This is a genomic window from Streptomyces sp. CA-106110, assembly GCF_050936285.1.
Classification (GTDB): Bacteria; Actinomycetota; Actinomycetes; order Streptomycetales; family Streptomycetaceae; genus Streptomyces.
Genome location: NZ_JBNJNB010000001.1, coordinates 2,277,110 through 2,303,284 on the forward strand (window position 1 = coordinate 2,277,110; position 26,175 = coordinate 2,303,284).

Genomic DNA, 26,175 nt, shown 5'->3' on the forward strand with positions numbered 1-26,175 from the left:
ATGGCTCGCCCGCGCGGCGGCCGGCGGCCGCGGGGGCCCGGAATTGTTTGGGGCCCTTACACGCTGATGTAGGCAGAAGTACGGGTTGCCGATCGTGTGCGAGCCGGGCAGCCCGAGTGACCGAGGCGAAAGATATTGGAGGGGCCGAAATGGCAGCGCAGACGCAGAGGGCCGTGCTGGCGGGCGGATGCTTCTGGGGGATGCAGGACCTCGTCCGCCGGCTCCCGGGCGTGACGTCGACCCGGGTCGGTTACACCGGCGGGGACGTGCCGAACGCGACGTACCGTAACCACGGGACCCACGCCGAGGCCATCGAGATCCTTTTCGACCCCGAGAAGACCGACTACCGCGCGATCTTGGAGTTCTTCTTCCAGATCCACGACCCGAGCACCAAGAACCGCCAGGGCAACGACATCGGTCTCAGCTACCGCTCGGCGATCTACTACGTGGACGACGAGCAGAAGCGGATCGCCGAGGACACCATCGCGGACGTGGACGCCTCCGGACTGTGGCCGGGCAAGGTCGTCACCGAGGTCGAGCCGGTCGGCCCCTTCTGGGAGGCCGAGCCCGAGCACCAGGACTACCTGGAGCGTTACCCGGAGGGCTACACCTGCCACTTCCCGCGCCCGGGATGGCGACTGCCCGCTCGTACGGAGGGCTGACCGCGCGAGCAGGCCGGGGCGCCGAGGGCTGGTCCCTCAGCCATGGGTCCCCGGATGGACGCGTTCCCGTGTGGAAGCTGCTTCGCCGACCATGCGGGGTCTTGAACGCGGGCGCCCGGTCGGGTGCCCGCGCACAGCTGATGATCGCCTCGGGCTCAAGGTGCGACAGGTCGTGCCCTGCCCCCAGGGTCTCTGTGAGTCGGCGCCCGCCCGGTCGGGCGCCGGCCACCCGCGTATGCCAGGCACGGCAGACGCCTCGTTTCGGAGCATGGCGTACGACATCGCGCAGGCCGGTGTCGATGTGAGGGACGGGGCCCGCGTCGAGGAGTGGCCACAGGCGGCGGAGCCGGCCGAAAAGTGCGCGTACCGCTCAGCCGGCCGAAGGCCGTGTGGCCGCGTCGCCTCGCACGCCCGACGCGGCGCCGAACCCCGAGGGCATCCGGGGCAGGCGTTCCAGGGGCGTGAGGTCGACCTGGCGCGCGGTGGCCACCAGTGCGCGCACCGTCACCGACTCGGGCTCCCGACGGCAGGTCACGAGGCCGATCTCGACTGCTCGCGAGGGCTCGGCCATGGGGACCGCACGCACCCCGGGCGGCACACCGAGTGCGTGGACGAAGGCCAGCGGGACGATCCCGGCCCAGCGCCCGGGGACCACGTGGGCGATCAGCGCGGCGAACGAGTCGGTCTCCACCCTTGCCACCGGTTCGGCCCCGACGTCGGCGAAGAGGGCGTCGAGGGTACGCCTGCCTCGCATGGCAGGCGTGAGCAGACACAGCGGAAGCGCCGCCGCCTCGGCCCAGGACACCGTCTCGCCGCCGATCGGGGCCCAGGACGCATCGCTGAGCAGGACGTACTTCTCCTGGTACAGCGACACCACCTGGAACGCGGCTCGTACCTCGTCGTCCAGGTAGGTCAGAGCCGCGTCGACGGAGAAGTCCCTGAGCCTCGTCAGAATCTCTCTCGACGTCAGGTCGGCCATGACATGCGCGGTGAGCAGCGGGTGCCGGGTGCACAGCGGATCCACCAGGCGCGGTACGGCAGTGGCGGCGCTGGGCACGGTGGCTATCCGGATCCGGCCGTCGAGGCCCGTCCGCATCGCGGCGACCTCGTCCTGCAGAGCGTCCCGGTCGGCCAGGATCTGACGCGCCCAGACGACGACGCGTTCACCCTCGGCGGTCAGGCCGTCGAAGCGGCGTCCCCGTTGGATGAGCGGGACCTCAAGTTCCTCTTCCAGCTTGCGGATGGCCTCGGACAGGGAGGGCTGGGACACCCCGCAACTCTGTGCGGCGTGGGCGAAGTGCCGCTCCCGCGCAAGAGCGACCAGGTATTCGAGCTGCCGGAAGAGCACGGGCTGAACACCTCTCGCCATGTGAGATCCCGGTCGGGCTCATTGTGGCATCTCAGTCCGGCGGCCGATCGACGCATGCGCAGCACCCGTCGGCGCGCGGTCACCCGGCCCATGCCGCCGGCTCCAGGCGCACCACGATGCCCTTGGAAGTGGGGCAGTTGCTGATGTCGGCGACGCTGTCCAGGGGGACCAGCACGTTGGTCTCCGGGTAGTAGGCGGCGGCCGAACCGCGGGAGGTGGGGTAGGGCACCAGCCGGAACGACTCGGCCCGGCGCTCGCTGCCGTCGTGCCACACACTGACCAGGTCCACCATCTGCATTCCGCTCAGGCCCAGTTCGCTGATGTCCTCGGGATTTACCAGGACCACCCGGCGGCCGTTGTGGATACCGCGGTAGCGGTCGTTCATCGCGTAGGGGATGGTGTTCCACTGGTCGTGCGATCGCATGGACTGCAGGATGAGATACCCCTCGGGCGGCCGCAGCATCTCGAAGTCGTTGCAGGTGAAGACGGCCTTGCCGGTCGGGGTGCGGAAGGTCAGTGAGTTGACCGGGTTGGGCAGCTGGAAGCCGTCGGGCTCGGCGACGCGCTCGTTGAAGTCCTCGAATCCCGGGATGACACGGGAGATGCGGTCCCGGACGGTGCCGTAGTCCGCCTCGAAGTCCTCCCAGGGGATCTCCGGGGAGTGGCCGAGGGTGCTGCGGGCCAGCCTCGAGATGATCGCCACTTCGCTCAGCAGGTCGTCGGAGGCCGGGGCGAGCCGTCCTCGGGAGGCATGGACCATGCTCATGGAGTCCTCGACCGTGATGAACTGCTCGCCGCCGGCCTGGATGTCGCGATCACTGCGGCCCAGGGTGGGCAGGATCAGCGCGGTCTCGCCGCAGACGGTGTGGGAGCGGTTGAGCTTGGTGGAGATGTGGGCCGTCAGCCGGCAGCGGCGCATGGCCTGTTCGGTCACCTCGCTGTCCGGGGTTGCCCGGACGAAGTTGCCGGCCACGCCCAGGAAGAACTTCGCTTTGCCGTCGCGCATGGCACGAATGGCGTTGACGGAGTCGTGGCCGTGCTTCGTGGGCGGGGTGAAGCCGAACTCCCGTCCCAGCGCGTCGAGGAAGCTCTGCGGCATCTGCTCCCACACCCCCATGGTGCGGTCGCCCTGGACGTTGCTGTGACCGCGCACGGGACATACACCGGCTCCGGGTTTGCCGAGGTTGCCGCGCAGCATGAGGAAGTTGACGATCTCACGGATGGTGGGCACGCCGTGCTTCTGCTGGGTGACGCCCATCGCCCAGCAGACGATGACGCTCTTGGCCTTCAGCACCCGTTCGTGGACTTCCTCGATCTCCTCGCGGGTGAGACCGGTGGCCGCGAGCACATCCTCCCAGGAGGTCTTGCGCGCGTGCTCGGCGAAGGCTTCGAAGCCGCTGCAGTTCTTCTCGATGAAGTCGTGGTCCAGTACGGCGCCAGGGGCGGCGTCCTCGGCCTCGAGCAGCAGCAAGTTGAGGGCCTGGAAGAGGGCAAGGTCGCCGCCGGCGCAGATGTGGAGGAACTGGTCCGCGATGACCGTGCCCCGGCCGACCACACCGCGGGGCCGCTGCGGGTGCTTGAACCGCATCAGCCCGGCTTCGGGAAGCGTGTTGACGGCGACGACGCTCCCGCCGTTGCGCTTGGTCTCCTCCAGGGCCGACAGCATGCGCGGGTGGTTCGTACCGGGGTTCTGGCCGACGACGAAGATCAGATCGGCCTGGTGGATGTCGTCCAGACTCACGCTGCCCTTGCCGATGCCGAGGGTCTCCATCAGCGCTGAACCGCTGGACTCGTGGCACATGTTGCTGCAGTCCGGCAGGTTGTTGGTGCCGTAGGCGCGGGCGAAGAGCTGGAGCAGGAAGGCCGCCTCGTTGTTGAGCCGGCCGGAGGTGTAGAACAGCGCCTCGTCCGGAGAGCCCAGGCCGCGCAGCTCCTCGGCCATCAGGGAGAGGGCGGCGTCCCACTCGATGGGCTCGTAGTGTTCCGATCCGGGCCGCTTGACCATCGGCTCGGTCAGCCGGCCCTGCTGGTTGAGCCAGTAGTCGGACTTACGGCCCAGTTCCTCGACGGTGTACTGCTCGAAGAACTCACGCCGCACGCGCCGCGAGGTCGCCTCGTCGTTGATGTGCTTGGCGCCGTTCTCGCAGTACTCGTTCATGTGCCGCTTGCCCGGCTCCGGCCAGGCGCAGCCGGGGCAGTCGATGCCCTTGGCCTGGTTGATGTTCAGCAGGGTCAGCATCGTCCTGCGGGGCGACGTCTGGCTCAGCGAGTACTGCAGGGCGTGGGCGACCGCTGGGACGCCGGTCGCCCAGGTCTTGGGCGGCGTGATCTCCAAGCGATCGTCAGTGGGGTCTTCCAAAGCACCCATGATGCGGCCTGCCTTCCCGGCTTCCGACGCCGCAGAAACCGACGTGAATGCATTTCGCCGGAGAAACTAAACCCGCTCCGGAAACACCGTCAAAGAGGCCTTCCCTTTCCTCTGATAGGCGCCGCCGATGAAGCCGCATTTCGTCAGTGAAGCTGCGTAGACCTCACCACCGCACGCTTTCTTGACTTTCTCGCCGGAAAGACTCCAGGCTCTTTGTTCATGGAGAGCCGCTCACCGATTTCCGCCGCTCCACACGCCGTGGCCGCCGCTCCGGACGGGCACGGCGGCCCACGCCTCGTCGACGGGTTCCGACCGGGTCCACACCGATCTGCGGCTCTCCGTGACCGACCGGTGCAACCCCCGGTGCTCGTACTGCATGCCGACCGCAGGACTGGATCGGCTTTCCCGTGACACGCTCCTGACCGACGACGAGATCCACCGTCCCGCGCGCATCGCGATCGCCCGACTCGGCATCCGGCCCATTCAGATCACCGGAGGCGAACCGCTGGTCAGGCGCGGACTTCCCGGAATTGCTCGGTCACCTTTCCGGCATTTCCCCCTCGGGCGGACGAGTACTCGAACCCCCTGAAGGAGTCGCGACCATGCCCGTGCAGCACGCCACCCCCATAGGCCGGCAGGAGGCCACCGGCACAGCACACGTCTCCTGGGAGCAAGCCCGCTCCCGTGCCAGGACGGCCGCCACGCCCCTGCCGCCGGTCATCCGCTCGCTGTCCGGCGCCCTCGGGCATGCGCTTGCCGCTCCCCTGACAGCACTGACGGATCTCCCCGCTTTCGACAGCTCGGCCATGGACGGCTGGGCCGTGTGCGGGTCCGGTCCCTGGAGGGTGCTCGAAGGCCGCGTCCTGGCCGGCGAACTGCCCGCGCCACTGCACGCGGGAACCGCCGTAGGCATCGCCACCGGTGCCCCCGTTCCCGCAGCCACGACCGCCGTCCTGCGCCGGGAGCGCGGTGTCGAGGCCGACGGTCTCGTTCAGTGCGCCCATCCGCTGCCGCAGGGCCAGGACATCCGCCCTCGTGGCCAGGAATGCGTCGCGGGGGCCATGCTCCTCGAGGCCGGCTCAACGGTCACGCCCGCGGTCGTGGGGGCGGCTGCGGCAGCCGGACACGACCATCTGCGCGTCTACCGGCAACCGACGGTTCAGCTGCTCGTGACGGGTGGCGAGCTGGTCAGTTCGGGACTTCCCGTCCAGGGGCGTGTGCGTGACGCGCTCAGCCCCATGCTGGCTCCCTCGCTGCGCGCCTGTGGCGCCCGGCTGTCGGGACAGCGTCTGACCGGCGACGAAGCCGCCCCGCTGCGGGAGCAGTTGCAGCGCTCCGCGGCCGACGCCGTCATCACCACGGGAGGAACGTCTGCCGGCCCGACCGACCTTCTCCATGAGCTACTGAGCGAGGTGGGGGCGCGTGTGATCGTAAACTCCGTCGCCGTCAGGCCGGGTCATCCCATGCTGCTGGCCGAGCTCCCCCCGGCCACCGACGGGATCCGGCGGTGGCTCGTCGGACTGCCCGGCAACCCGCTCGCCGCCGTCGCCGGGATGGTGACGCTCGCGGTTCCACTGCTGCGCCGCCTCGGCGGCCATCCGCAGACCGCCCCTGACATCTGTGCCGCGGCCACGCCGATCCACGGCCACGCGCACGACGTCCGCCTGGTCCCGGTGAAGGTCGAAACCGGACGTGCCGCGGCCCTCGCGTTCGACGGCTCCGCCATGCTCCGGGGCATCGTGGCGGCCGACGGCCTGACGGTCGTACCGCCCGGCGGTACCGCAGCCGGCTCCTCGGTGGAGCTGCTCCCGCTTCCCCGATGAGCCCCGCCCCAGCCGCGTCCGGCCCCGCCGGGCCGGCCTCGGGCGGCGACATCCGGCAGCCCGGCAGGCGAGGAGACATGCACCGCGAACGGGACAACCATGCCGGCAGGTAATGGAAGGGAGGATGACCAGGGCAGCGACGTGCGGTCTCCGTCACACCGCGTCCACCCCAAGCGGCCGGCTTTCGGCAAACGGTGCACGTCAAAGACGTTCAATTCCCTCATGTTATGGATTGCGGGAAACTGAGGCATTGGACTCATGCCTGGTTCCTGCCGACTCTGGTGACATCGGACGACGGAGACCAGAGGAAGCCGATCATGGCAACGAAGTGGAACAGCGCGGAGCGACAGCTGGAGACGAAGGCCCGGGGGCGTGCCGTGCTGGCCGACCCCCGCCTGAACCGGGGAACCGCGTTCACTCAGGAGGAGCGGCGGGAGCTGGGGCTGGTGGGCTTGATTCCGCCGCAGGTGCTGACCCAGGACCAGCAGGCGGTCCGCGCCTACCAGCAGTACGAGGCGCAGCCGACCGACCTGGCCAAGAACGTCTACCTCACGGCACTGCACGACCGTAACCAGGTGCTCTTCCACCGGCTGCTCAGCGACCACCTCGCCGAGATGCTGCCCGTCGTCTACACCCCCACCGTCGGCACCGCCATCGAGCGCTACAGCTACGAGTACCGCCGTCCCGCCGGCGTCTATCTGTCGGTCGACGTGCCCGAGGACATCGAGGGTGCGCTGAAGGCCACGGGGCTCGGTCCGGACGACCTGGACCTGATCGTGGCCACCGACGGCGAGGCGATCCTCGGCATCGGCGACTGGGGCGTGGGCGGCATCGACATCGCGGTCGGCAAGCTCGCCGTCTACACCGCCGCCGCAGGCATCCACCCGAACCGCACCCTGGCGGTCATGCTGGACGTCGGCACCGACCGCAAGGAACTCTTGGAAGACCCGCTGTACCTGGGCAACCGGCACGAACGCGTCGACCGGGCCACCTACGACGCCTTCATCGACGCCTACGTCACCGCCGCGACGAAGCTGTTCCCGGGCGCCATGCTGCACTGGGAGGACTTCGGCCCGGCCAACGCCCGCCGCATCCTGGACCGCTACCGGGAGAAGGTCCTCACCTTCAACGACGACGTCCAGGGCACCGGCGCCGTCAACCTCGCCGCGGTGCTCGCCGGCGTCAGGGCCGGCGGTGTCCCGCTGAGCGACCACCGCATCGTCGTCTTTGGCGCCGGAACCGCCGGCATCGGCATCGCCGACCAGCTCCACGACGCACTCGTCGCCGAAGGCCTCTCATCGCAGCAGGCCGCCTCCCGTATCTGGGCCGTCGACCGGCACGGTCTGCTCACCCAGGGCCAGGACGGCATGCGCGACTTCCAGATCCGTTACGCGCGCCACTCCGCCGAGGTCGCCGACTGGCAACGGGACAACGCGGTGGGCGGCATCCCGCTGGCCGAGGTCGTCAGGCAGGTGCGCCCGACCATCCTGATCGGCACCTCCGGACAGGGCGGCGCCTTCACCGAAGAGATCGTGCGCACCATGGCGGCGCACACCCGCCGCCCGATCATCCTGCCCATGTCCAACCCGACCCGGCTGGCCGAGGCCGTCCCCGGCGACCTGCTCGCCTGGACCGACGGCCGCGCGCTGATCGCCACCGGCAGCCCCTTCGCCGCGGTCGAGCACGAGGGCGTGACCTACCGGATCGGGCAGGCCAACAACGCACTCGTCTTCCCCGGCCTGGGCCTGGGCGTCATCGTCGCCGGCGCCGACCGCGTCACCGACCGGATGCTGGTCGCGGCCGCCCACGCCGTCGCCCGGCGGACCGACGCCACCGCCCCCGGCGCCCCGATCCTCCCCCTCATCGACGAGCTGCACGAGACCTCGGTCGCCGTGGCGGTCGCCGTTGCCCGGGCCGCAGCCCACGACGACGTGGCCCGCGAAACGGTCGACGACACGATCGAGGAGCGCGTCCGCGCCGCCATGTGGCAGCCGGTCTACCCGCCGGTGAAGGCCGTCTGACACTCCGGCCAGAAGACCGCCGGCCTCGCCGTCGTCTGCCTCTTCCCCCCGCCCATAGACCTTCCACCCATAGTCGACCCGGTCGGTTACTCCGTCCCGAAGTGTTCTGCATCCGGTCCCACCCGGGCCCGGGCGCAGGCGTCTTGGTCGCCCGGACGACAAACCGGGTACCCGGGCACCACCCGTCAGCGCACCGTGAAAGGCAGACAGCCGCGTGACACCGGCAGTACGCACACGCCCCGACCACGAATCGGGAAGGCGTGCGCCGACCCGGCTTCGTCGCGCCGTCCGCCCGCTGCTCGCCTCGCTGCCCGTCGCTGCGGCGGTGCGCGGGTCCGTCGCACTCGCCCTGCCGCTGCTCGTCGGCGTGTTCACGGGATGGGTGATCCCTTCTGTGATCGCGGCGATCGGTGCCCTGTGGGGCGTGGGCCAGGACGGTTCCGACCCCTACCGGTCGCGCGTCCTGCGGTTCGTCGCGCTGGGCCTGGCCGCGGCAGTCGGCATGACCGCCGGTGAAGTCGCCCTGCGCAGCGGGCAGTCGACGGCCGTAGCGGCCTGCCTGGGCGTGACCGCGCTGGTCGCCGGGGCGTTCAGCCTGCGCGGACGGGTGGCGTCGGTGGCCGGCATGCATCTCCTGCTCGGCGCCACGATCGGCAGTGGCATCCCGGTGCCGGGACCCTGGTGGCAGGCACCCCTCGCGCTCCTCGCCGGCGTCGGCCTCGTTCTCGTCCTGTCCGCGACCCCATGGCTGTGGCGGCGCCATCACGTCGAGCAGGCCGCCCTGTTCGCCGTGTACCGCGCGGCGTCCGATGCGCTGGGGGCGGCCGGTACCTCCGGTGCCGCTGAGGCCCGGCGGCGGCTCACGGACGCCCTCGACAACGCCCAGCACGTCATGGGCCGCTACCGGACGCCCCGTCAACATCCGGCTTCGGACGCGCGGGTCGACGGTCTGGTCACTGCGTTCCACCTCACCGTGCGGCTGGCCGAGGCGGTGACCACGCTCCTGTGGGAGGGGCGCCGACTCCCGGCCGTGGTGACGAGCGTGCCCATGGTGATCGCCGTACGCCTGCTGCCGGGCCGCCAGGACGGGAGCGTGCCCGGACTGCCGGACCGCGAGGACGGGACCGTACCCGGACGGCCGGACCTCGAGGCGGACTCGCCGGGCCTGCGTGCCCTCGCGCACGTGTACGCGACGGCCGACGGCGAACGGATCGACGACGCGACCCTGCATGTCGCGGCCTCTCCACGCCCGGGCCGGTCGGTACACCTGCGGTACGCCGTCCTGCTCGCGGGCTGCGTGCTCGCCGCGCAACTGTGCGCCGAACTGCTCCACGGACCGCGCAGCTACTGGCTGCCCATGACCGTCGCCTTCGTCTACAAGCCGGACTTCGGCCCCGTGTTCCGCCGGGCGCTCCACCGCTGTGTCGGCACGGTCGTCGGCGTGGCCGCCATCGGCGCGGTGTCGCTGCCGGCGCACAGCACGTACGCATTGATCGGCGAAGTGGCGTTCTTCGGCGCTCTCATGGCGGTCGGCGTACGCCACCACTACGCGCTCGCCACGACGGGGCTGACCGCCGTCGTCTTCGTCCTCGTCGACCTGCTCGGTGACCACCGGTCGCTGTACGGGCCGCGCATCCTGGACACGGCGCTCGCCGCGGCCATCGTCCTCGTCATCCATTTCGCCGTCTGGCGCGACTCCGCGACGAGCCGCGCGGACATCCAGACCGAGGCCGCGCTGGCCGCCGCCTCGCGCTACCGCGACCTCTCCCCCGGCGTCACCTCCGCCGAGCGCCAGGCCCTGCGCCGCACCGCCTACCGACAGTTGGCCGACGCACGCAGGGCCGCCGCCCACGCCCGCCGCGAACCGGTTCGGCGCGACCGGACTCAGCCGGACTGGGAGGAGACCATCACGACGGCGGAACAACTGTGCGACGCCGTCACCGCCCGCTCTCTCGGCGCCCGTCACTAGCCTCGCACTTTCACGCGGTAGGGCGTCCAGTGGGTGATCAGAAACGCGAAGAGTGCTCCTGACCTGCAACGATGAGACTTGTCTAGGGTCCAAGTCGTCGCATGAAAGAAGCACTCTCCAAGTGCAGAAGAGTATCGGTTCCTACCCGCGTGTCCGTATCGAAGGCAGTGGTTGCGGGGTGGTCTCCCAGGCCGGTGGTGTGCTGCTGGTGGAGACGGTCCGCAAGACCGGCCTGGATCAGGCGATATCGGCGGCGTTGGCGCCGTGGCGCAAGCCGCGGGCGGTGCATGATCCGGGCTAGGAACCGGCGACACCGCACGGCCGTGCGACGCCTCTTCGGCTGGATGCTTCGTCGTCGTGCTCAGGCGGCTCGTCGATCCGGCCGTCCTGCGGTGGGGCCTCGTTCCGTGTGACCGGGTGTCCGCGGGAGTGGTGTGTCACCACTCGATGGCGCGTCCGTCGACGGTCGTTCCGGGGTAGAGGTGTTCGGCAGTCAGGGCCAGGATGGTGGGATTGATGCGGTCCAGGTGGCGCAGCAGCATCAGATCGGCGAACTCCTTGGCGTGGCGGGCGACGGCAGCCACTTCCTCGGTGTCCTGCAGGTACTTGCGGGTCTCGTCCAGGTGGCGGGGGTCGTCGTTGTTGGCGGGGTTCTTGTGTCCGGCGACGACGGCGCGAGGGTGGACCGCAGCGATCTTGTCGATGGCGGCGATCCAGTCCGCGCGCCGCTCGGGCAGCGGCCGGGCCTTCTCGCCGCCAGCGAGGTAGGGGTGGACGCCGTTGTAGACGATGTCGCCCGCGACGACGAGGCCGATGGACGGCACGTGCACGAACGTGGTGTCCGGTCCGTCGCTGTCGCCGGCCTCGACGAACCGGACCTCCTCGCCCTCCAGGAGGAAGGTGTAGTCGTCGATCACCTCGGGCAGCACGATGTTCTTGACGATCTGGCCGGGAAACTGGCCGTTCCAGAACGCCATTCGCTTTCCGGCGGTGAACTCCGCCAGGGCCACGGTGCCCTCGGTGGCAATCATCCGCGCGTCGGGAAAGTGCTTGGCGACCTCGGAGAAACCGAACCAGTGGTCGCCGTGGCCGTGAGTGGCGTACATCGCGACTAGGTTCTTGCCCGAGGCCAGCACCCACTCGGCCACCTGCCGGGACTGCTCCTGCAGGTGCGGGGCGTCGATCAGGATGGCGTCCCGCTCCCCGTAGATGAGGGTCGCCGACATCGGGGACCAGGCCGGCAGCGGCCGGACCGAGGAACCATCGGGCAGGACGGCCCGAGGAGGAAGGGTGACGAGGACGTCGTATTCGAGAGCCATGGTTGTCTGCTTTCTGCACTTTCAATGCTTCGTTCTTCTATTTGCCGGGAACACCCGAAATGTTCCCAGCCAGGGTCGGCGACCTCGTTGTCGCCGAGTCTGTGGGGGCACGTGATGCGTCCACCGGTGTGCGCCATGTGTCCAGGCTGCGCGCGTTCTACACCCACCCTGTGGCACCGTCCGGCGTCAGGACCGTGCCGCGCTCGCGGTCAGCGGGCCGGAGCCGGTTCGGCAGCAGGCAGGTGGTGGTAGTGGTGGTGGCGGATGATCAGGTGTGTGATCTCGGCCGCGCCGAAGGCAAGGACGATCAGTGCGGCGCCGATGGGGCCGAGCCAGTGCACGCCGGCCCAGTTCAGCGCGCCCTGGCCGACGACAGGGGCGATGGAGACCCCGACGTAGAGCGTTGCGGAGTGGAGGCCCGTCAGCATCGGGGCAGCCGCCGGCATCGCACCGATCAGGCGGTGGGTCTGCGGCGTGATGAATCCCCAGCCGCACAGGCCCCACACGATCAGCGCGACGATGGCTGTGCCAATGTGCGCACTGGACCATGGCATCAGCACGAAGTCGATGGCGAGCACCACAAGGGCGGTGTTGATGATTCGCCGGGCCCCGAGCCGGTCGACCAGGTGCCCCGAACCGAGCGTGCCGATCGTCGAGGCCACACCCCACACGAACAGCAGGATTGCGAGCGTGCTGCCACTGTCGCCGGTCGCGCGGTCCAGGCCGTCCGCGATGTAGGAGTAGACGATGTACAGGCCGGTGAACAGCAGGAGTGTTGTCAGCAGGCCCATGCCGATGCGGCGGTCGCCAAGCGGCGCGAGACGCGTCCGCAGCGGGACCAGCGGCGGGTTGGGGATCTTGGGCAGCAGAAGCGCGATGGCCAGCGCCGCAACAGCTCCGAGAGCGGAGACGAACACCATGGTGATGCGCCAGTCACCGGTCAGACTGCCGATGGCTGTGCCGATGGGGGCACCGAGCGCGGTCGCCGCGCTGAGACCGGCCATCACCGTGGAGATCGCACGCCCCCGGCGCTCCGGCGGAGCGAGCGCGGCGGCCGCAGCTATCGCAGTCGGGGTCACCATCGAGCCGCCCAGCCCGGCCAGCACCCGTGCGAACAAAGCGATACCGAAGTTTGGAACAAATGCGGTCAAAAGGTTGCCCACGACGAAGATGCCGAGTCCGGTGAGGAACAGCGTGCGTCGCGGCCAGCGCGTGGTGAGTGCCGCCATGACGGGGCCGAGGATGGCGTAAGTGAAGGCGTAGGCCGTGATCAGCCATCCGGCGGTTCCGATGCCAACACCCAGAGAGTGCCCGGCGTCGGGCAGGATGCCGGCGATGACGAAGCTGTCCGTACCAATGGCGAAGAGCGCCGCAGTCAGCACGAGGAGTGATCGGTACACGTCGGGGGGTCCTCCTAGTGATGTAACTATATCTGTTACATCACTCTTTCAAAGAGAGGCCGATCCGAAGATCGGCCGGAAATAAACCGGATATCACCGAATGCCCGCGTTTCAGGCGCCGGTGATCGTCTTCCCTAGGACGTCGGCGATGCTGATCGTCGCCAACTCCTCCTTCATCGCATCCTCGGCGCGGCCGTACACACCCTGCAGCACCGACGGGAGACCCAGGCCGATGGGACACTCCTGACTGGGGAGAGTCGAATGCAATGCGATGAGCGGCTCAGGTTCGACGGCTTCGTAAACATCTTTCAAGGTGATCGACTCCGGGGGTCGCCCGAGCTTCACGCCCGCACCCTGGCCACGCACCGACACGACCAGGCCGGCCTCACGCAGACCGCCGAGGATCCGACGAATCACCACAGGGTTTGTATTGACGCTCGCCGCGATCCTGTCGGAGGTCACAATGCCGTCGGGACGTCGAGGGCAGGTGAGCGCCATCCAGGTCAATGCGTGCGTGGCCACGGTCATGCGACTGCTGACGGCCATCCGACCCTCCCGTCTCGAGCGACTATCGTTGTAACAAATTCCATTACAACGCGGCCGTCTGTCAAGCGCACCGGCAACACAGCCAACCCAGCAGGCGCGTGACTGTGGCCCCGGCGGCTGGGGTCCCCGCAGGTCGTGGCTCAGGCGAATGAACCCCGACCAGCGTCAACCCTGGTACGACCGGGGACGCCGACAGCGGTGAAGGACAGGGGGTCTGACCTCTGGAGCAGCGCCAGACGAAACGGCGGACTCCTCCCAGCGTGATCGTCTGAGCTTGATGCTATTAGCCTCGCGCTTTTCACGCGGCAGGGCGTCCAGTGGGTGATCAGAAACGCGAAGAGTGCTCCTGACCTGCAACGATGGGACTTGTCTAGGGTCCGAGTCGTCGCATGAAAGAAGCACTCTCCAGGTGAAGAAGCGTATCGGGTCCTACCCGCGTGTCCGTGCCGAAGGCGGTGGTAGCGGGGTGGTTTCCCAGGCCGGTGGTGTGCTGCTGGTGGAGACGGTCCGCAAGACCGACCTGGATCAGGCGGTATCGGCGGCCTTGGCGCCGTGGCGCAAGCCTCGGGCGGTTCATGATCCGGGCAAAGTCCTGCTGGACGTGGCGCTCGCGGTCGCGCTGGGTGGGGACTGCCTGGCGGACGTGGGCATGCTGCGGGCCGAGCCGGCGGTGTTCGGGCCGGTGGCCTCCGATCCGACGGTGTCCCGGCTGATCGACGCGCTGGCGTCGGGCGGTGAGCGTGCGCTGACCGCGCTGCGGCAGGCCCGCGCTCAAGTCCGCGCGTACGTATGGACGTTGGCCGGTGACGCGGCGCCGGACGCGGCCGGGCAGGTGGTCGTGGACCTGGACGGAGTGCTGGTGATCGCGCATTCCGAGAAGCAGGACGCGGCCGCGACCTGGAAGAAGACCTTCGGCCACCATTTGCTGATGGGGTTCGTCGACCACGGCCGGGGCGGGTCCGGGGAGCCGGTGGCCGGGCTGCTGCGGCCTGGGAACGCGGGCAGCAACACTGCTGCAGACCACATCGAAGTCGCCCGGCTCGCGCTGGCGCAGCTGCCGATGAAGTACCGGCGCGGACGGCGGACACTGATCCGCGCCGACTCGGGTGGGGGCACCCACGAGTTCGTTGACTGGCTGTCCGCCCGCGGCCGGTGGCTGTCCTACTCGGTCGGCATGACCATAACCGATGCCATCCACCAGGCCGTGCTGAAGGTCCCGGCCTCGGCTTGGACGCGGGCCGTCGAGCCGGACGGCGAGATCCGCGACGGCGCCTGGGTGGCCGAGCTCGACGGTGACTGCCTCAAGGGCTGGCCCAAGGGGATGCGGCTGATCGTGCGGAAGGAACGGCCGTACCCCGGCGCCCAGTTGCGCTTCACCGACGCCGACGGCATGCGCCTGACCTGCTTCGCCACCAACACCCAGCACGCCCCGATCGCCGTACTCGAACTGCGGCACCGCCAGCGCGCGAGAGCCGAGGACCGCATCCGCGCCGCCCGCGCCACCGGCCTGCGCAACCTGCCCCTCCACGACACCGCGCAGAACCAGATCTGGCTGGAGATCATCCAGATCGCTCTCGACCTGCTCGCCTGGATGCCCATGCTCGCCCTCACCGGCCAAGCCCGCCGATGGGAGCCCCGCCGCCTGCGGCTGCGGCTGTTCTCCGCGGCCGGTCAGCTCGTCACCACCGGACGCCGCCGCATCCTCCGTCTCGCCAAGCACTGGCCCTGGACCGGTGTGATCACAGACGCCCTGCAACGGCTTGCGGCACTGCCGACCCCCGGTTGACCAGCAACTTCCCGTCCCCACGAGCAGCACCACCCGACCGGAGCCGTGGAACCCGGCGCCCACCCGACGCGACAGCCGGGCCACCAGCCTGCCCACCTGCACGAATCTCCGCCCTGAACGAGCCGAAAGGGTCCGTCAACAAGCTGCCGGACCCTCATGCAAGATCGAGGCTAGTCATGCGCTCACCGCCTGAATACTCCTCAATCAATGTGATGCGAGAATAAAGGGATGGAACTCCAGGTACTTCGTTCCTTCCAGGTCGTGGCCGAAGGCACGACGGTGACCGAAGCCGCGGCGGAAGCACGCATCACCCAGCCCGCCCTGTCGCGGGCCCTGAACCGGCTGGAGGAGGAGGTCGGCGCGGAGCTCTTCCAGCGCGTCGGCCGCGTACTCCAACTCACCCCCGCAGGAAGGGTGTTCAAGGAGTACGCCGATGCCGTGCTGGACAGCTACGACCGCGGCCTGCGGGCCGTCGCCGAGGTCGTCGACCCCGATGCGGGGATCGTGTCCCTCGCCTTTCTGCACACCCTCGGCACCTGGCTGGTCCCGAGGCTGGTCACCGGTTTCCGCGAGTCCTCCCCCCAGATCCAGTTCGAACTCCACCAGAACGACGAGATCAGCCTGACCCAGCACCTCCTCGACTCCACCGCGGACTTGATCATCACCGGCAAGGACCCTGCCCACCCCCTGATCACCTGGCGCCGCCTGCTGGTCGAACCCCTCTGGCTCGCCGTCCCCGCCCGCCATCGCATGGCCCAACGCCACCGGATCCGCCTGGCGGAGGTCGCCGAGGAACCGTTCATCGTGCTCAAGCCCGGCTACGGGTTGCGCAGCGTCACCGAAACCCTGTGCCGCCAGGCCGGCTTCTCCCCGCTCGTCGGCTTCGAGGGCGAGGAGGTCGAGACCCTGCGCGGCCTGGTCGCGGCCGGCCTCGGCGTCTCCCTGATTCCCGCCTCGTCCGGCACCACCGCGCCGGAGGCCAACCCCGACCTGCCCATCCGCTATCTCAAGGTGACCGACGTGCCTGCCACCCGCGACATCGGCATCGCCTGGCTGGCCTCCCGGACCCTTCCACCCGCGCCACGGCGCTTCATGGACCACGCCCTGGAGGCGACGGCCGCCAGTCGCACATCGACCGCGGCCGGCTCATGACGGACCCGGGCAGCGTGGGCGTCGCTGGGCCCCTTGGGATCCGTTGTCAGAGGGATGTGCCAAGGTCTGGGCATGCTCGAGATCGTGGTGGAGACGGAGAGTTGGCAGCGGCGCGTGCGTGTGTCCGCCGAGGAACTGGCCGGGCTGGTGCGGCGTATCGGCGGCGAGGGCGACCGGTTCCTGGTCGTTCAGCGGATTCCCGACCTGCCGGATGTGTTCGCTCAGGTCTGGCACAAGACCGGCGGGGACTACACGCTGGAGCACCGCGACGGTGCCGCCGACCGGCATTTCCAGGCGATGGCCGACACGCCTGAGGACGTGATCACCGCGCTGGCCGGCTGGGCCCGTCAGGAGGACGGCTGGGACGCCGGTTTCGTGTGGTCGTCGCTGGACATGGGCCCCGCCCCGGAGGTGCCGCCGCTCGACCTGGACGCGGACGACCACGAGGAGTTGGAGAGGCGGGTACGCGAGGAGCTGGTCGGCGGTTACACCTCCCGCGCCGAACTGGCCGAGCTCGCCGAGGAGTACCTGGTCACCGATGACCGCCGGCCTGTCTTGCGCGAGCAGGCGACGGCGCTGGCCGACCGGATGTGGCTGGAACGCGTCGCCGAACAGGTCACCTGGCAGGGCGAGACCGACCCCGAGCGACTCACCCGAGCGTTCACCGCCCTGGATGAGGCCGGTATCACCGCCCGTGAGAACTTCACCTGCTGCCGCAACTGCGGCCAGTCCGAAATCGGTGGCGAAGGCGGGCCCGACGCCCGGGGCTTCGTCTACTTTCACTCCCAGTGCACCGACTCCGCCGCGGCGGGCCATGGACTGATGCTCCTCTACGGTGGCTTCGACGGCTCGTCCGAGACCACCGCGGCAATAGGCCACGAGATCGTGGCGGCTCTCCAAACGGTCGGCCTCAATACCGAGTGGGACCGTGACCCTGAGCGGGCCATCACCGTCACCCCCCTGGACTGGCGCCGTCGCCTGGTCGGTTAGGCGGCCGCGCCGCCTGTGCGGCACTGTCGGCCGACGAACCTGACGGCTCCATTGTCCACCGGCAACCCGCCGCGGAACGTCCCCGGCAGGAGTCAGCCGCGGGAGTCCGGTTCAGCCAGCCTCGCTGTGCGATGTCGCATGACGCCCATCCGCATACTCGTCGTGGATGGGCGGGACCAGATAGAGGGCCAGAAGACCGGCGGGAACCCACACCGCATGCGTGCCGAGCTTGGCCGTCAGCCAGGCAGCGGCAACTGCGCCGGCGAGAAAGGCACCGATGACGGAGGCGAATCGACACGTCCGGCGGGTCGCCTCACGGTCGTGGGCGAAGACGGCCAGATACGCGTTTTGCATTGCGGCTCGCAGGTTCGCGGTCGTCATGGTGGTGCTGGCGGCGGTGCCCACAAGCTTGCGTTCGAATGACCGGTTTGACTTGCTGTGGGCGCGTGGGAGGCTGGAGAGACCTGAACCGGCAGGGTGAGCACCGGACGCGACCAGGCTCGGCCGGACGAAGCCGAGGCCGATGATGCCGGGCACCCGCCGACCTCTTGTGTCACTGACCGTGTGCGGCGCAGCGACTACTCGCGGGCGTTCCTTCTGTGAGAGGACACGCGATGAAGGGCACAGCCGACTTCACGCGGTGGCTCATGGGCCACGTCGGGGAGCTGAACCGTTTGGGGGATCTCGCTCGCTCCATCGCGAGTGACCCCCGATGGCCCACGGCGGGGAGTCTCGAGACGTACCGGGACTATCTGGAGGACGGTGGAGCGCCTCCGGAGCTGATCGACACTTTGCGTAAGGCCTGGGCAGAGTTCCAATCCCTGCCTCAGTGAGGTTGCCGAAGGCAGGGCAGTTCTGTGAGTGCAGCGCACCAAGCCGATCATCGTCCGACTCGGCAGTGGCACACCACCGCCCTGGAGTGGTGAGCGGACATGCTCGGCATCCCGCGCCGGAGCACGCGGCCGACGGCTCGTCTCTTCCCCGCCCGCCTGGGAAGGGACCAGTGGCAGGGGATGTGGCGGCTCGGTCCTTTCCACTGGCACGAACTCGCGTACGGCAGGGCTCTTCGGGTCGCGGTGGGTGTGGCGGTGCCGCTCGTCGCGGGCGTGCTGACCGGGCGCCTGGACTACGGGGCCTTCGCGTCGCTGGGCGCCCTGCCCGCGGGGTTCGCCTCGTTCCAGGGGATGGCCCGCACGCGTGTCCTCGCTGTGGCGGCGGCCAGCGCGGGGATGGCGGTGTCCACGTTCGTGGGCGGCTTCGTCGCGGAATCGGCCCCCTGGTTGCTGGTGCCCGTGGTGGCCCTGTGGGGCTATGTGACCGGGCTGGCTGTCTCTCTGGGGCAGTGGGTGAGCGTCGCGGTCCTCCAGTGGCCTGTGGCACTGCTGGTCGCGGTCGGCATCCCGCAGAGTGCTTCGGGGTCCGCGCTGCGAGCCGGTCTGGTGCTGGCCGGGGGGCTGTTCCAGTGCGCGCTGGTCGCCGTCTCCTGGACGGTGCGGCCCGGCGCCGTCGAGCGTGCCGCACTCGCCGAGTCCTACCGCAGCCTGTCCACCTATGCCGCCTGCCTGGCCGCCGGCCAGGCAGGTCCACCGCCACCAGCCGCCTTCGCGGCCACCGGGGTCGTCGCCGACCCCAATCCGCTGCTCCCGGAGGCCGTACGTGCGAATGCGCTCAACCTGCTGGAGCAGGCCGAGCGCATTCGCGCCTCGCTCGCGGCGCTGGCCGCGCACACGGCCGACGCCCCTCGTGGGGCCGCCGCCCGCCGCTTTGCCGCCCGCACCGCCCGGGCCCTTGACGGCATCGCCGACGCACTGGACGCCAGACCGGAAGACCGTGCCCCACCGGTACGGATGCCGGACAGGGAATCCACCGCGGAGGCCGCCGCCGGCGACAGTGGCTGGCAGTGGGCTGCCGAGGCGCTCCTGGGTCAGCTGCGGGCCGTGGACCGCATCCTGGATCAGGCGGGTACGGAGAACGTACCCGCCTCGCACCCTGGATCCGGGTCGCAGGGACGGCCCGCTCCCGGGAGGAGCGTGGAGTGGACCGCCCTGACGGTGCGGGCCAACCTCACTGCGGCCGGTGAGACGGGGCGACACGCGCTCCGCCTGGCGGCAGTGACCGGCGTGGCCGAGCTCGTGGTCCAGGCCGGCGGTCTCTACGAGGGCAGATGGGTCGTCCTGACGATCTTTCTGGTGCTCAAGCCGGACTTCGCGTCGACGCTGTCCCGGAGCGTTCACAGAGCGGTGGGCACAGCCGTCGGAGCCGGTCTGGGCGCGGCCGCGGTGACCCTGGCACGCCCCGACGACAGCGGGCTGATCGTCGCGGCCACCATCGCCGTCGCGGCGGCCTACGCGTTGTTCGACGTGAACTACCTGCTCTTCAGTGTCTCCCTCACCGTCTTCATCGTGGTCCTGCTCGACATCCTCGGGCTGCCGGCGGATGCCACCGCCACCGCCCGCCTGGCCAACACCGCTGTCGGGGCGGCGTTCGCGATCATCGCCTACACGTTGTGGCCCACCTGGGAGGGTCTCTCGGCGCAGCAGAAGTTCGCCCGGCTGCTGACCTCCCACAGCCGGTACGCCATCTGTCTGCTCCAGCAGCTCGCCCACCCCGCACAGCTCGACCCCGCCAAGCTCCACGTCCTGCAGACGGCGGCCCGCCGTGCCCGCACCGACGCCGAGGCGTCCACGGTGCGCTTGGCGGCCGAGCCTCCGCAGCCGCCCCTGACCCCGGCCGTCGCCCGGACGCTGGTCGCCGTGGTCATGCGCCTGGCGCATGCGGAGCTCGCCTTGCACGCCTTGGTCGTCCAGCGCGCCGCAGCCGTCCAAGGCGAACAGCGCGAGGACGACGGCCGCCCCACGTCGCTGGACGCCCTGGGCGCCGCCCTCGGTACGACGCTGGAGACGCTGGCCGGGTCGCTGGTCACCCTCGACGCGCCGCGCGGCCTTCCTCCCCTGCGCAGGCTTCAGGCGGCACTGCCCGACCAACCACTGCCGGTCGGTCATCAGACCGTCGTCCTCACAGACTGTCTGGTCGACGCCACGGACACGCTCACCGATGTGGTGCACCGGCTGGTCGAGGATCAAGCGGCCCAAGGGCGAGGCCGCGCACCGTAGACGAGCGAAGTCGCGCGACCGCTGCCCGGTGGCTAGCCTGAAATGGCGCTGCTTCGCAGGGAGCGCCGTGAGCGTCCGGTCGGCGTGCAGGGCTGAGCACATGCGGGCCCGGCCTCCAGGTGCTGCGTGCCGCACAGCGCCCCCACCGGCCGCACAACCCCTTTCTCCCCGTCGGGGCTGCACCGGTCGCGCGCCGGGACGCCCAGGAGAGGTCGAACGGTGTGTGTAGCTCTCATGGTTCCGTGCTACGTCGACGCGTTCTATCCGCAGGTCGGCGTGGCCACGCTGGAACTGCTGGAAAAGCTGGGCGTTGACGTGGACTACCCGTTCGACCAGACGTGTTGCGGGCAGCCGATGGCCAACAGCGGCGCCTACCGGGAGGCGAAGGCCACCGAGGAACTGTTCGTCCGGAACTTCTCCGGATACGAGTACGTCGTGGCCCCGTCAGGAAGTTGCGTGCACCACATCCGCAACAAGTTCACCGCGGCCGACGACACACCCGAGCGCCGGCACGTCCGGGCCCACGTATGGGACCTTCCGGAGTTCCTCTGCGACGTACTGAAGGTCGAGCACTTCCCGTGGGCCGAGTTTCCCCATGAAGTCGCGCTGCACGTAAGCTGCTCGGCGATCCGCGGACTCGACGAGCAGGCGATGAGCGAACGGCCCAACGACCCATGGTTCTCCAAGCCCAGAAAGTTGCTGGAGTCGGTCAAGGGCGTCACCGTGAGCGACTTCGACCGGCCCGACGAATGCTGCGGCTTCGGCGGGACGTTCGCCGTCACCGAGGAGGCGGTCTCCGCCGCCATGGGCAACGACAAGCTGGAACGCATCGGCGCCTCCGGCGCCCGCTACATCGTCTCCTCCGACATGTCCTGCCTGATGCACCTTCAGGGTTGCGCACACCGCAACCGCGACGAGTTCCGCTTCCTGCACCTGGCGCAGGTACTAAACGGAGACGCCGAATGAAAGCGGTGGACCAGGCACACAACGCCCTCGCCTTTCTTGAGGACGAGCCCCACGAGCGTGCCTTCGACGAGCTGATCTGGGGCCTGCGCGAACGGCGCGACACGGCGGCCAAAGAGGTGCCGGAATGGGAGGAGCTGCGCGAACTCGCCTCGCGCATCAAGGAACACACCCTCACGAACCTCGCCCACTATCTGGAGGTGTTCGAGGAGCGCGCCACCCGCAACGGCGCGCATGTCCACTGGGCGCGGGACGCGCACGAGCACAACCAGATCGTCCACGAGATCCTGGACGTCCACCATGTGCGCAGCCTGGTGAAGTCCAAGTCGATGCTGACCGAGGAGTGCGACACCCGGGCCTTCCTGGAACGGCGCGGCATCCAGGTGACCGAGACCGACCTGGGCGAACGTATCCAGCAAGTCGACGACCAGCCGCCCAGCCATATCGTCGGCCCCGCCTTCCAGAAGACGACCGAGGACGTCGCCGTACTCTTCCACCGCGTCTTCGGCTCCGACGCCGGCAACGCCGACCCCGTCTATCTCGCCCGCGTGATGCGGGAGAACACCCGCCCTCTGATACTCGACGCCGACGCGGGCATGACGGGTGCCAACTTCGCGGTGGCCCAGACCGGGGTGGTCGTCACCGTCACCAACGAGGGCAACGCCGACCTCTCCGGAAACGTACCGAGGCTGCGGATCTGCTCGGTGGGCATCGAGAAGATCATCCCCGGCACCGAGGAACTCGCCGTCTTCATCCGGCTGCTCACCCGCAGCGCCACCGGAGAGCGCATCACCCAGTACACCTCGCACTTCGCCGGCCCCCGCGCCGACGGCGAGATGCACGTCGTGCTGGTCGACAACGGGCGTACCCAGCGGCTGGCCGACGACCGGTTCTGGCCCTCGCTCAAGTGCATCCGCTGCGGGGCGTGCATGAACACCTGCCCGGTCTACCGGCGCAGCGGCGGACTCAGCTACGGGGCCACGTACATGGGCCCCATCGGCATCATCACCATGCCCATGGTCGACGTCCGCCGCTACCGCGAGCTGCCCTTCTCCTCGACCATCAACGGAAGTTGCTCGAACGTCTGCCCAGTGCAGATCAATATCCACGAGCAGATCTACCAGTGGCGCGAGGTGATGGACGCCGCCGGACAGTTCTCCACCACCAAGAAGGCGGCCATGAGGGTGGCCGGTGCGGTGCTCAGCCGCCCCGAGGCCTACCGGGCGGCCGCGGAAGTCGGCGGTGATGCGCTGAGGGTCCTGCCGCACTTCGCGCTCTACAACCGGCTCAACGCCTGGGGCCGGCGCCGCGACCTGCCGGAACCCTCGGAAGAGACCTTCCACGAGTGGTACGTCCGAAACCGTGGGCCGCATGCCGCCGACCACCCGGAACACGGCAGCGACGGGACCACAGGAGGCTGACCATGGCGGCACGCGAGGACATCCTGCAGGCCATCCGCGACCACGCCCCCGCGCCGCGGGAACGGCCGAAGGTACCCGACTTCCGACGCGGGCCCGCCGACCTCGTCGGCCTCTTCACCGCCGCACTCGAGCGGCTCGACGGTTCCACGGTCACCGAGCCGCCCGCCGATCTGCAGCAGTGGACGACCGCGACGTTCCCGCAGGCACGCCGCATCTGCTCCACTGCTCCCGAGGTGACCGGCACGGTCACCGTCGCGGAGTTCTCCGACTGGTCGGCTCCCTCCGACGTGGACGTCACGGTCGTGCGGACACCGCTCGGTGTCGCCGAGACCGGCTCGATCCTCCTCACCGAGAAGGAACTGGGCGTCAACACCATCGCCGTCCTGGCCGAGCACCTGGTCGTGCTGCTCGACCCGGCGGACATCGTCGAGAACATCCACATGGCCTACCGGCACCCCGGTTTCCAGCAGGCCGCCTACGCGGTACTGCTCTCCGGACCGTCCGGCTCCGCGGACATCGGCGGGGTCACCGTGCACCCCGCGCAGGGCGTCACCACGATGACGGTGGTTCTGGCGGCGCGCCACGGGAACTGACACAGACACGCTGCACGCGTGACGTCACGTCCCCCGGGGACATTCCGTTGCCGGGACGCCCCGTGCGCCGCGAGACCGGGCTGTGGACACGGGTCGGCTGGCGACGCCAGACACGGCCGGGTGGGCCGGGGGAAGCGGCACGGCCGTATGGGCACGCGACGAGGACCGCGATCGTGAAGGTCACGGGCCTCGTCCGCGTTCCGTCCGTCATCGAACGTCACCCGGCCATCACTGCGAGTTCCACCTGGGCGGACGCCGGTGCCCGTGACTCCAATTTACTAACAATAGATTGAGCAGCCCAGACTGATAAGTCTATTGTTAGTACCTGTGAACGTGGATACAGAAGTCGGCCGTGATCTCGGCCATGGCCTGAGCGACACCGCCCGACTCGCGTCCGACCTACGGCTCGCTGTGAGCCGCGTGACGCGGCGACTGCGACAGGCTCACGCCGTGGGGGACGTCTCGCTCTCCGCCGTGTCGGTGCTCGCGCGACTCTCCTCCGACGGCCCCGACTCCCCGACCTCCCTCGCCGAGATGGAGCGTGTACGTCCGCAGGCGATGGCGAGCACGCTCGCCCTCCTGGAGCAGCGTGGCTTTGTTCGCCGTACCCCCGACGCGACGGACGGGCGACGGAGCATCGTGGCGATCACCGAGGAAGGACAAGCCATGCTGGCGGAGCGGCGCTCCGAGTCCGTGCACCGCCTCTCGGCCGCGCTCGACGAGTGCACCGCTGAGGAGCGCGCCACGCTCGAGTCCGCCCTGCCGCTTCTCGACCGACTGGCGGAGCGACTGTGACCGTGCGCAGCACCCCTGACGGCAACCAGCACGGGAGCCGTCCCGGAGGCGGCCGTCCGTCCATGCTGAGTGCCCTGCGATCCGCGGGCCGGAAGGACGCACCGGCCGGCCCGAACTACAAGTGGGTCGCCCTGTCCAACACCACGCTCGGCGTGCTGATCGCGACGATGGACGCCTCCATCGTGATCATCTCGCTGCCGGCGATCTTCCGCGGCATCGGGCTGGACCCGCTCGCGCCGGGCAACATCGGCTACCTGCTCTGGATGATCCTGGGCTACCTGCTGGTCTCGGCCGTACTCGTGGTCGTCCTCGGCCGACTCGGCGACATGTTCGGCAGGGTACGGATCTACAACATCGGCTTCCTCATCTTCGCCTGCGCCTCCGTCGCGCTGTCCCTGGACCCCTTCCGCGCGGGGGCGGGCGCCCTGTGGCTGATCCTGTGGCGGATCGTGCAGGCCTTCGGCGGCTCGATGCTGACCGCCAACTCGGCCGCCATCCTCACCGACGCCTTCCCGGCCCGCCAGCGTGGCATGGCCCTCGGCATCAACCAGATAACCGCGCTCGCGGGCCAGTTCCTCGGCCTCCTCGCGGGCGGACTGCTCGCCGCCGTCGACTGGCGCGCCGTGTTCTGGGTGAGTGTCCCGGTCAGCATCGCCGGCACCATATGGTCGTACCTGAGCCTGCGGGAGACCGCGGCGGGCCGGCGTGGCCACATCGACTGGCTCGGCAACCTCACCTTCGCGGCGGGCGCCGGAATCCTGCTGGCCGGCATCACCTACGGGATCCAGCCCTATGGATCGAGCGCCACCGGCTGGGGAAACCCGTGGGTTCTCAGCGGCCTGATCGGCGGTGCCGTTCTGCTGCTGGTCTTCTGCTACGTCGAGACGCACATCGCCGAACCCATGTTCAACCTGGCCCTGTTCAAGCTGCGCGCGTTCGCGGCGGGCAATGTGGCCGCCCTGCTGACGGCGATCGCGCGCGGCGGGCTGCAGTTCATGCTCATCATCTGGCTGCAGGGCATCTGGCTGCCGCTGCACGGCTACGCGTTCGAGGACACCCCGTTGTGGGCCGGCATCTTCATGCTGCCGCTGACGCTGGGCTTCCTGATCGCGGGTCCCCTGTCCGGCTATCTGTCGGACAGATTCGGCGCCCGCATGTTCTCCACGGCCGGTCTGATCATCGTCGCGGCGTCCTTCTTCGGACTGCTGGTGCTGCCGATCAACTTCGACTACGGGGCGTTCGCCGCACTGCTCCTGCTCAACGGGCTGGGCCAGGGCATGTTCTCCTCGCCGAACACCTCCTCCATCATGGGCAGCGTGCCCGCGGAGTACCGGGGTGTCGCGTCCGGTATGCGCTCCACCTTCCAGAACTCCGGTACCGCCCTGTCCATCGGTGTGTTCTTCTCCCTGATGGTCTCCGGCCTGGCCTCGTCGCTGCCGGCGGCGCTCAGCAACGGACTCAAGGCGCACGGAGTACCGGCCGGCGCGGCCGCGCATGCCGCGTCACTGCCACCGGTGAGCACGCTCTTCGCCACGTTCCTCGGCAACAACCCCATCGAGCACTTGCTCACATCCGACCCGAGCGTCCACCTCTCCGGGGCCCAGCGCGCCGCCCTGACGGGCCACACCTTCTTCCCGCAACTGGTCTCCGGCCCGTTCCACCACGGGCTGACCATCGTCTTCAGCGTCGCCGCGGGCATGGCCCTCGTCTCCGCCCTCGCCTCGGCCCTGCGCGGCGGCCACCGTCCCGCCTACGACACCCCGCACAGCGGCAGGCAACCCGCCACGACCGGCCCCCAGGAGACTGCGCAGCACTCCCGCAACACACCCTGACAGCGACCGACCTGCCACACGCCCCGACCCCGGCCCGGCGCTCCGTCGCCACG

The 26,175-nt window shown here is 69.5% G+C and carries 21 protein-coding genes and 1 pseudogene; 16 read left to right on the forward strand and 6 right to left on the reverse strand.

Annotation, left to right across the window (positions count from 1 at the left end):
- Positions 1-149: 149 nt before the first annotated feature.
- Positions 150-662 carry a peptide-methionine (S)-S-oxide reductase MsrA gene (gene msrA / locus ACQEXA_RS10540; RefSeq protein WP_432935123.1) on the forward strand — a complete coding sequence of 171 codons (513 nt, stop codon included), beginning with the start codon at positions 150-152 and terminating at the stop codon, positions 660-662.
- Positions 663-1,032: 370 nt separating this feature from the next.
- Here msrA and ACQEXA_RS10545 read toward each other — a convergent pair whose 3' ends face one another.
- Positions 1,033-2,010, reverse strand: a complete 978-nt coding sequence (locus ACQEXA_RS10545; protein WP_432935122.1) for a LysR family transcriptional regulator — start codon at positions 2,008-2,010, stop codon at positions 1,033-1,035.
- Between the two features lie 100 nt (positions 2,011-2,110).
- Positions 2,111-4,399, reverse strand: coding sequence for an FdhF/YdeP family oxidoreductase (locus tag ACQEXA_RS10550; protein ID WP_432935121.1), 2,289 nt, complete (start codon positions 4,397-4,399; stop codon positions 2,111-2,113).
- A 376-nt stretch (positions 4,400-4,775) separates the two neighbouring features.
- On the opposite strand from ACQEXA_RS10550, the gene ACQEXA_RS10555 reads away from it, so the two are divergent.
- From ACQEXA_RS10555 to ACQEXA_RS10575, 5 genes and pseudogenes are all read left to right on the forward strand, one after another.
- Positions 4,776-4,988, forward strand: coding sequence for a hypothetical protein (locus ACQEXA_RS10555; protein WP_432935120.1), 213 nt, complete (start codon positions 4,776-4,778; stop codon positions 4,986-4,988).
- A 13-nt stretch (positions 4,989-5,001) separates the two neighbouring features.
- Positions 5,002-6,222, forward strand: coding sequence for a molybdopterin molybdotransferase MoeA (locus ACQEXA_RS10560; RefSeq protein ID WP_433129515.1), 1,221 nt, complete (start codon positions 5,002-5,004; stop codon positions 6,220-6,222).
- A 317-nt stretch (positions 6,223-6,539) separates the two neighbouring features.
- Positions 6,540-8,243, forward strand: coding sequence for an NAD-dependent malic enzyme (locus ACQEXA_RS10565; protein ID WP_433129517.1), 1,704 nt, complete (start codon positions 6,540-6,542; stop codon positions 8,241-8,243).
- A 214-nt stretch (positions 8,244-8,457) separates the two neighbouring features.
- On the forward strand, positions 8,458-10,212 hold the full coding sequence (locus ACQEXA_RS10570) for an FUSC family protein (protein ID WP_432935117.1): 1,755 nt from the start codon (positions 8,458-8,460) through the stop codon (positions 10,210-10,212).
- Between the two features lie 121 nt (positions 10,213-10,333).
- Positions 10,334-10,510 (forward strand): annotated as a pseudogene (locus tag ACQEXA_RS10575) (IS1380 family transposase); the annotation flags it as partial.
- Positions 10,511-10,649: 139 nt separating this feature from the next.
- On the opposite strand, the gene ACQEXA_RS10580 reads toward ACQEXA_RS10575, so the two are convergent.
- The 3 genes from ACQEXA_RS10580 to ACQEXA_RS10590 all read right to left on the reverse strand — a co-directional run bounded on the left by ACQEXA_RS10580 (position 10,650) and on the right by ACQEXA_RS10590 (position 13,477).
- Entirely contained in the window at positions 10,650-11,531 is an 882-nt protein-coding gene (locus ACQEXA_RS10580; RefSeq protein WP_432935116.1) for an MBL fold metallo-hydrolase, read from the reverse strand.
- 209 nt (positions 11,532-11,740) lie between these two features.
- Positions 11,741-12,931 (reverse strand): MFS transporter, encoded by a 1,191-nt coding sequence (locus tag ACQEXA_RS10585; RefSeq protein ID WP_432935115.1) that lies wholly within the window; start codon positions 12,929-12,931, stop codon positions 11,741-11,743.
- A gap of 111 nt (positions 12,932-13,042) precedes the next feature.
- Positions 13,043-13,477: an Rrf2 family transcriptional regulator gene (locus ACQEXA_RS10590; RefSeq protein WP_432935114.1), complete on the reverse strand. Its 435-nt coding sequence runs from the start codon at positions 13,475-13,477 to the stop codon at positions 13,043-13,045.
- A 409-nt stretch (positions 13,478-13,886) separates the two neighbouring features.
- On the opposite strand from ACQEXA_RS10590, the gene ACQEXA_RS10595 reads away from it, so the two are divergent.
- The 3 genes from ACQEXA_RS10595 to ACQEXA_RS10605 all read left to right on the forward strand — a co-directional run bounded on the left by ACQEXA_RS10595 (position 13,887) and on the right by ACQEXA_RS10605 (position 17,405).
- Positions 13,887-15,263: an IS1380 family transposase gene (locus ACQEXA_RS10595; protein ID WP_432935113.1), complete on the forward strand. Its 1,377-nt coding sequence runs from the start codon at positions 13,887-13,889 to the stop codon at positions 15,261-15,263.
- A 228-nt stretch (positions 15,264-15,491) separates the two neighbouring features.
- Positions 15,492-16,415 carry a LysR family transcriptional regulator gene (locus tag ACQEXA_RS10600; RefSeq protein WP_432935112.1) on the forward strand — a complete coding sequence of 308 codons (924 nt, stop codon included), beginning with the start codon at positions 15,492-15,494 and terminating at the stop codon, positions 16,413-16,415.
- Positions 16,416-16,487: 72 nt separating this feature from the next.
- Positions 16,488-17,405 (forward strand): DUF6891 domain-containing protein, encoded by a 918-nt coding sequence (locus tag ACQEXA_RS10605; RefSeq protein ID WP_433129519.1) that lies wholly within the window; start codon positions 16,488-16,490, stop codon positions 17,403-17,405.
- Positions 17,406-17,516: 111 nt separating this feature from the next.
- Here the strand turns inward: ACQEXA_RS10605 and ACQEXA_RS10610 are convergent, their stop codons facing one another.
- The gene (locus ACQEXA_RS10610; protein ID WP_432935110.1) at positions 17,517-17,942 is read right to left on the reverse strand and encodes a DUF1275 family protein; all 426 of its coding nucleotides are present in this window, start codon (positions 17,940-17,942) and stop codon (positions 17,517-17,519) included.
- Between the two features lie 77 nt (positions 17,943-18,019).
- On the opposite strand from ACQEXA_RS10610, the gene ACQEXA_RS10615 reads away from it, so the two are divergent.
- From ACQEXA_RS10615 to ACQEXA_RS10645, 7 genes are all read left to right on the forward strand, one after another.
- Entirely contained in the window at positions 18,020-18,238 is a 219-nt protein-coding gene (locus tag ACQEXA_RS10615) for a YozE family protein (RefSeq protein WP_432935109.1), read from the forward strand.
- Between the two features lie 99 nt (positions 18,239-18,337).
- Positions 18,338-20,518, forward strand: a complete 2,181-nt coding sequence (locus ACQEXA_RS10620; RefSeq protein WP_432935108.1) for an FUSC family protein — start codon at positions 18,338-18,340, stop codon at positions 20,516-20,518.
- Between the two features lie 234 nt (positions 20,519-20,752).
- Positions 20,753-21,484, forward strand: a complete 732-nt coding sequence (locus ACQEXA_RS10625; RefSeq protein ID WP_432935107.1) for a (Fe-S)-binding protein — start codon at positions 20,753-20,755, stop codon at positions 21,482-21,484.
- Positions 21,481-22,902, forward strand: a complete 1,422-nt coding sequence (locus ACQEXA_RS10630) for a lactate utilization protein B (RefSeq protein WP_432935106.1) — start codon at positions 21,481-21,483, stop codon at positions 22,900-22,902. Before ACQEXA_RS10625 ends, ACQEXA_RS10630 begins: the two co-directional genes overlap by 4 nt.
- Positions 22,903-22,904: 2 nt before the next feature.
- Complete coding sequence (locus tag ACQEXA_RS10635; RefSeq protein ID WP_432935105.1) at positions 22,905-23,495, forward strand: LutC/YkgG family protein; 591 nt, start codon at positions 22,905-22,907, stop codon at positions 23,493-23,495.
- Positions 23,496-23,828: 333 nt separating this feature from the next.
- Positions 23,829-24,290: a MarR family winged helix-turn-helix transcriptional regulator gene (locus ACQEXA_RS10640; protein ID WP_432935104.1), complete on the forward strand. Its 462-nt coding sequence runs from the start codon at positions 23,829-23,831 to the stop codon at positions 24,288-24,290.
- A 62-nt stretch (positions 24,291-24,352) separates the two neighbouring features.
- The gene (locus ACQEXA_RS10645) at positions 24,353-26,122 is read left to right on the forward strand and encodes an MFS transporter (protein ID WP_433134507.1); all 1,770 of its coding nucleotides are present in this window, start codon (positions 24,353-24,355) and stop codon (positions 26,120-26,122) included.
- Positions 26,123-26,175 lie beyond the last annotated feature (53 nt).

Coding starts and splice junctions, on each gene's coding strand:
- ACQEXA_RS10555 (WP_432935120.1), top strand. CDS start 4,776: ATGCCGACCGCAGGACTGGATCGGCTTTCCCGTGACACGCTCCTGACC.
- ACQEXA_RS10605 (WP_433129519.1), top strand. CDS start 16,488: ATGCTCGAGATCGTGGTGGAGACGGAGAGTTGGCAGCGGCGCGTGCGT.
- msrA (WP_432935123.1), top strand. CDS start 150: ATGGCAGCGCAGACGCAGAGGGCCGTGCTGGCGGGCGGATGCTTCTGG.
- ACQEXA_RS10620 (WP_432935108.1), top strand. CDS start 18,338: ATGCTCGGCATCCCGCGCCGGAGCACGCGGCCGACGGCTCGTCTCTTC.
- ACQEXA_RS10645 (WP_433134507.1), top strand. CDS start 24,353: ATGCTGAGTGCCCTGCGATCCGCGGGCCGGAAGGACGCACCGGCCGGC.
- ACQEXA_RS10565 (WP_433129517.1), top strand. CDS start 6,540: ATGGCAACGAAGTGGAACAGCGCGGAGCGACAGCTGGAGACGAAGGCC.
- ACQEXA_RS10590 (WP_432935114.1), bottom strand. CDS start 13,477: ATGGCCGTCAGCAGTCGCATGACCGTGGCCACGCACGCATTGACCTGG.
- ACQEXA_RS10625 (WP_432935107.1), top strand. CDS start 20,753: ATGGTTCCGTGCTACGTCGACGCGTTCTATCCGCAGGTCGGCGTGGCC.
- ACQEXA_RS10580 (WP_432935116.1), bottom strand. CDS start 11,531: ATGGCTCTCGAATACGACGTCCTCGTCACCCTTCCTCCTCGGGCCGTC.
- ACQEXA_RS10560 (WP_433129515.1), top strand. CDS start 5,002: ATGCCCGTGCAGCACGCCACCCCCATAGGCCGGCAGGAGGCCACCGGC.
- ACQEXA_RS10615 (WP_432935109.1), top strand. CDS start 18,020: ATGAAGGGCACAGCCGACTTCACGCGGTGGCTCATGGGCCACGTCGGG.
- ACQEXA_RS10550 (WP_432935121.1), bottom strand. CDS start 4,399: ATGGGTGCTTTGGAAGACCCCACTGACGATCGCTTGGAGATCACGCCG.
- ACQEXA_RS10635 (WP_432935105.1), top strand. CDS start 22,905: ATGGCGGCACGCGAGGACATCCTGCAGGCCATCCGCGACCACGCCCCC.
- ACQEXA_RS10630 (WP_432935106.1), top strand. CDS start 21,481: ATGAAAGCGGTGGACCAGGCACACAACGCCCTCGCCTTTCTTGAGGAC.
- ACQEXA_RS10600 (WP_432935112.1), top strand. CDS start 15,492: ATGGAACTCCAGGTACTTCGTTCCTTCCAGGTCGTGGCCGAAGGCACG.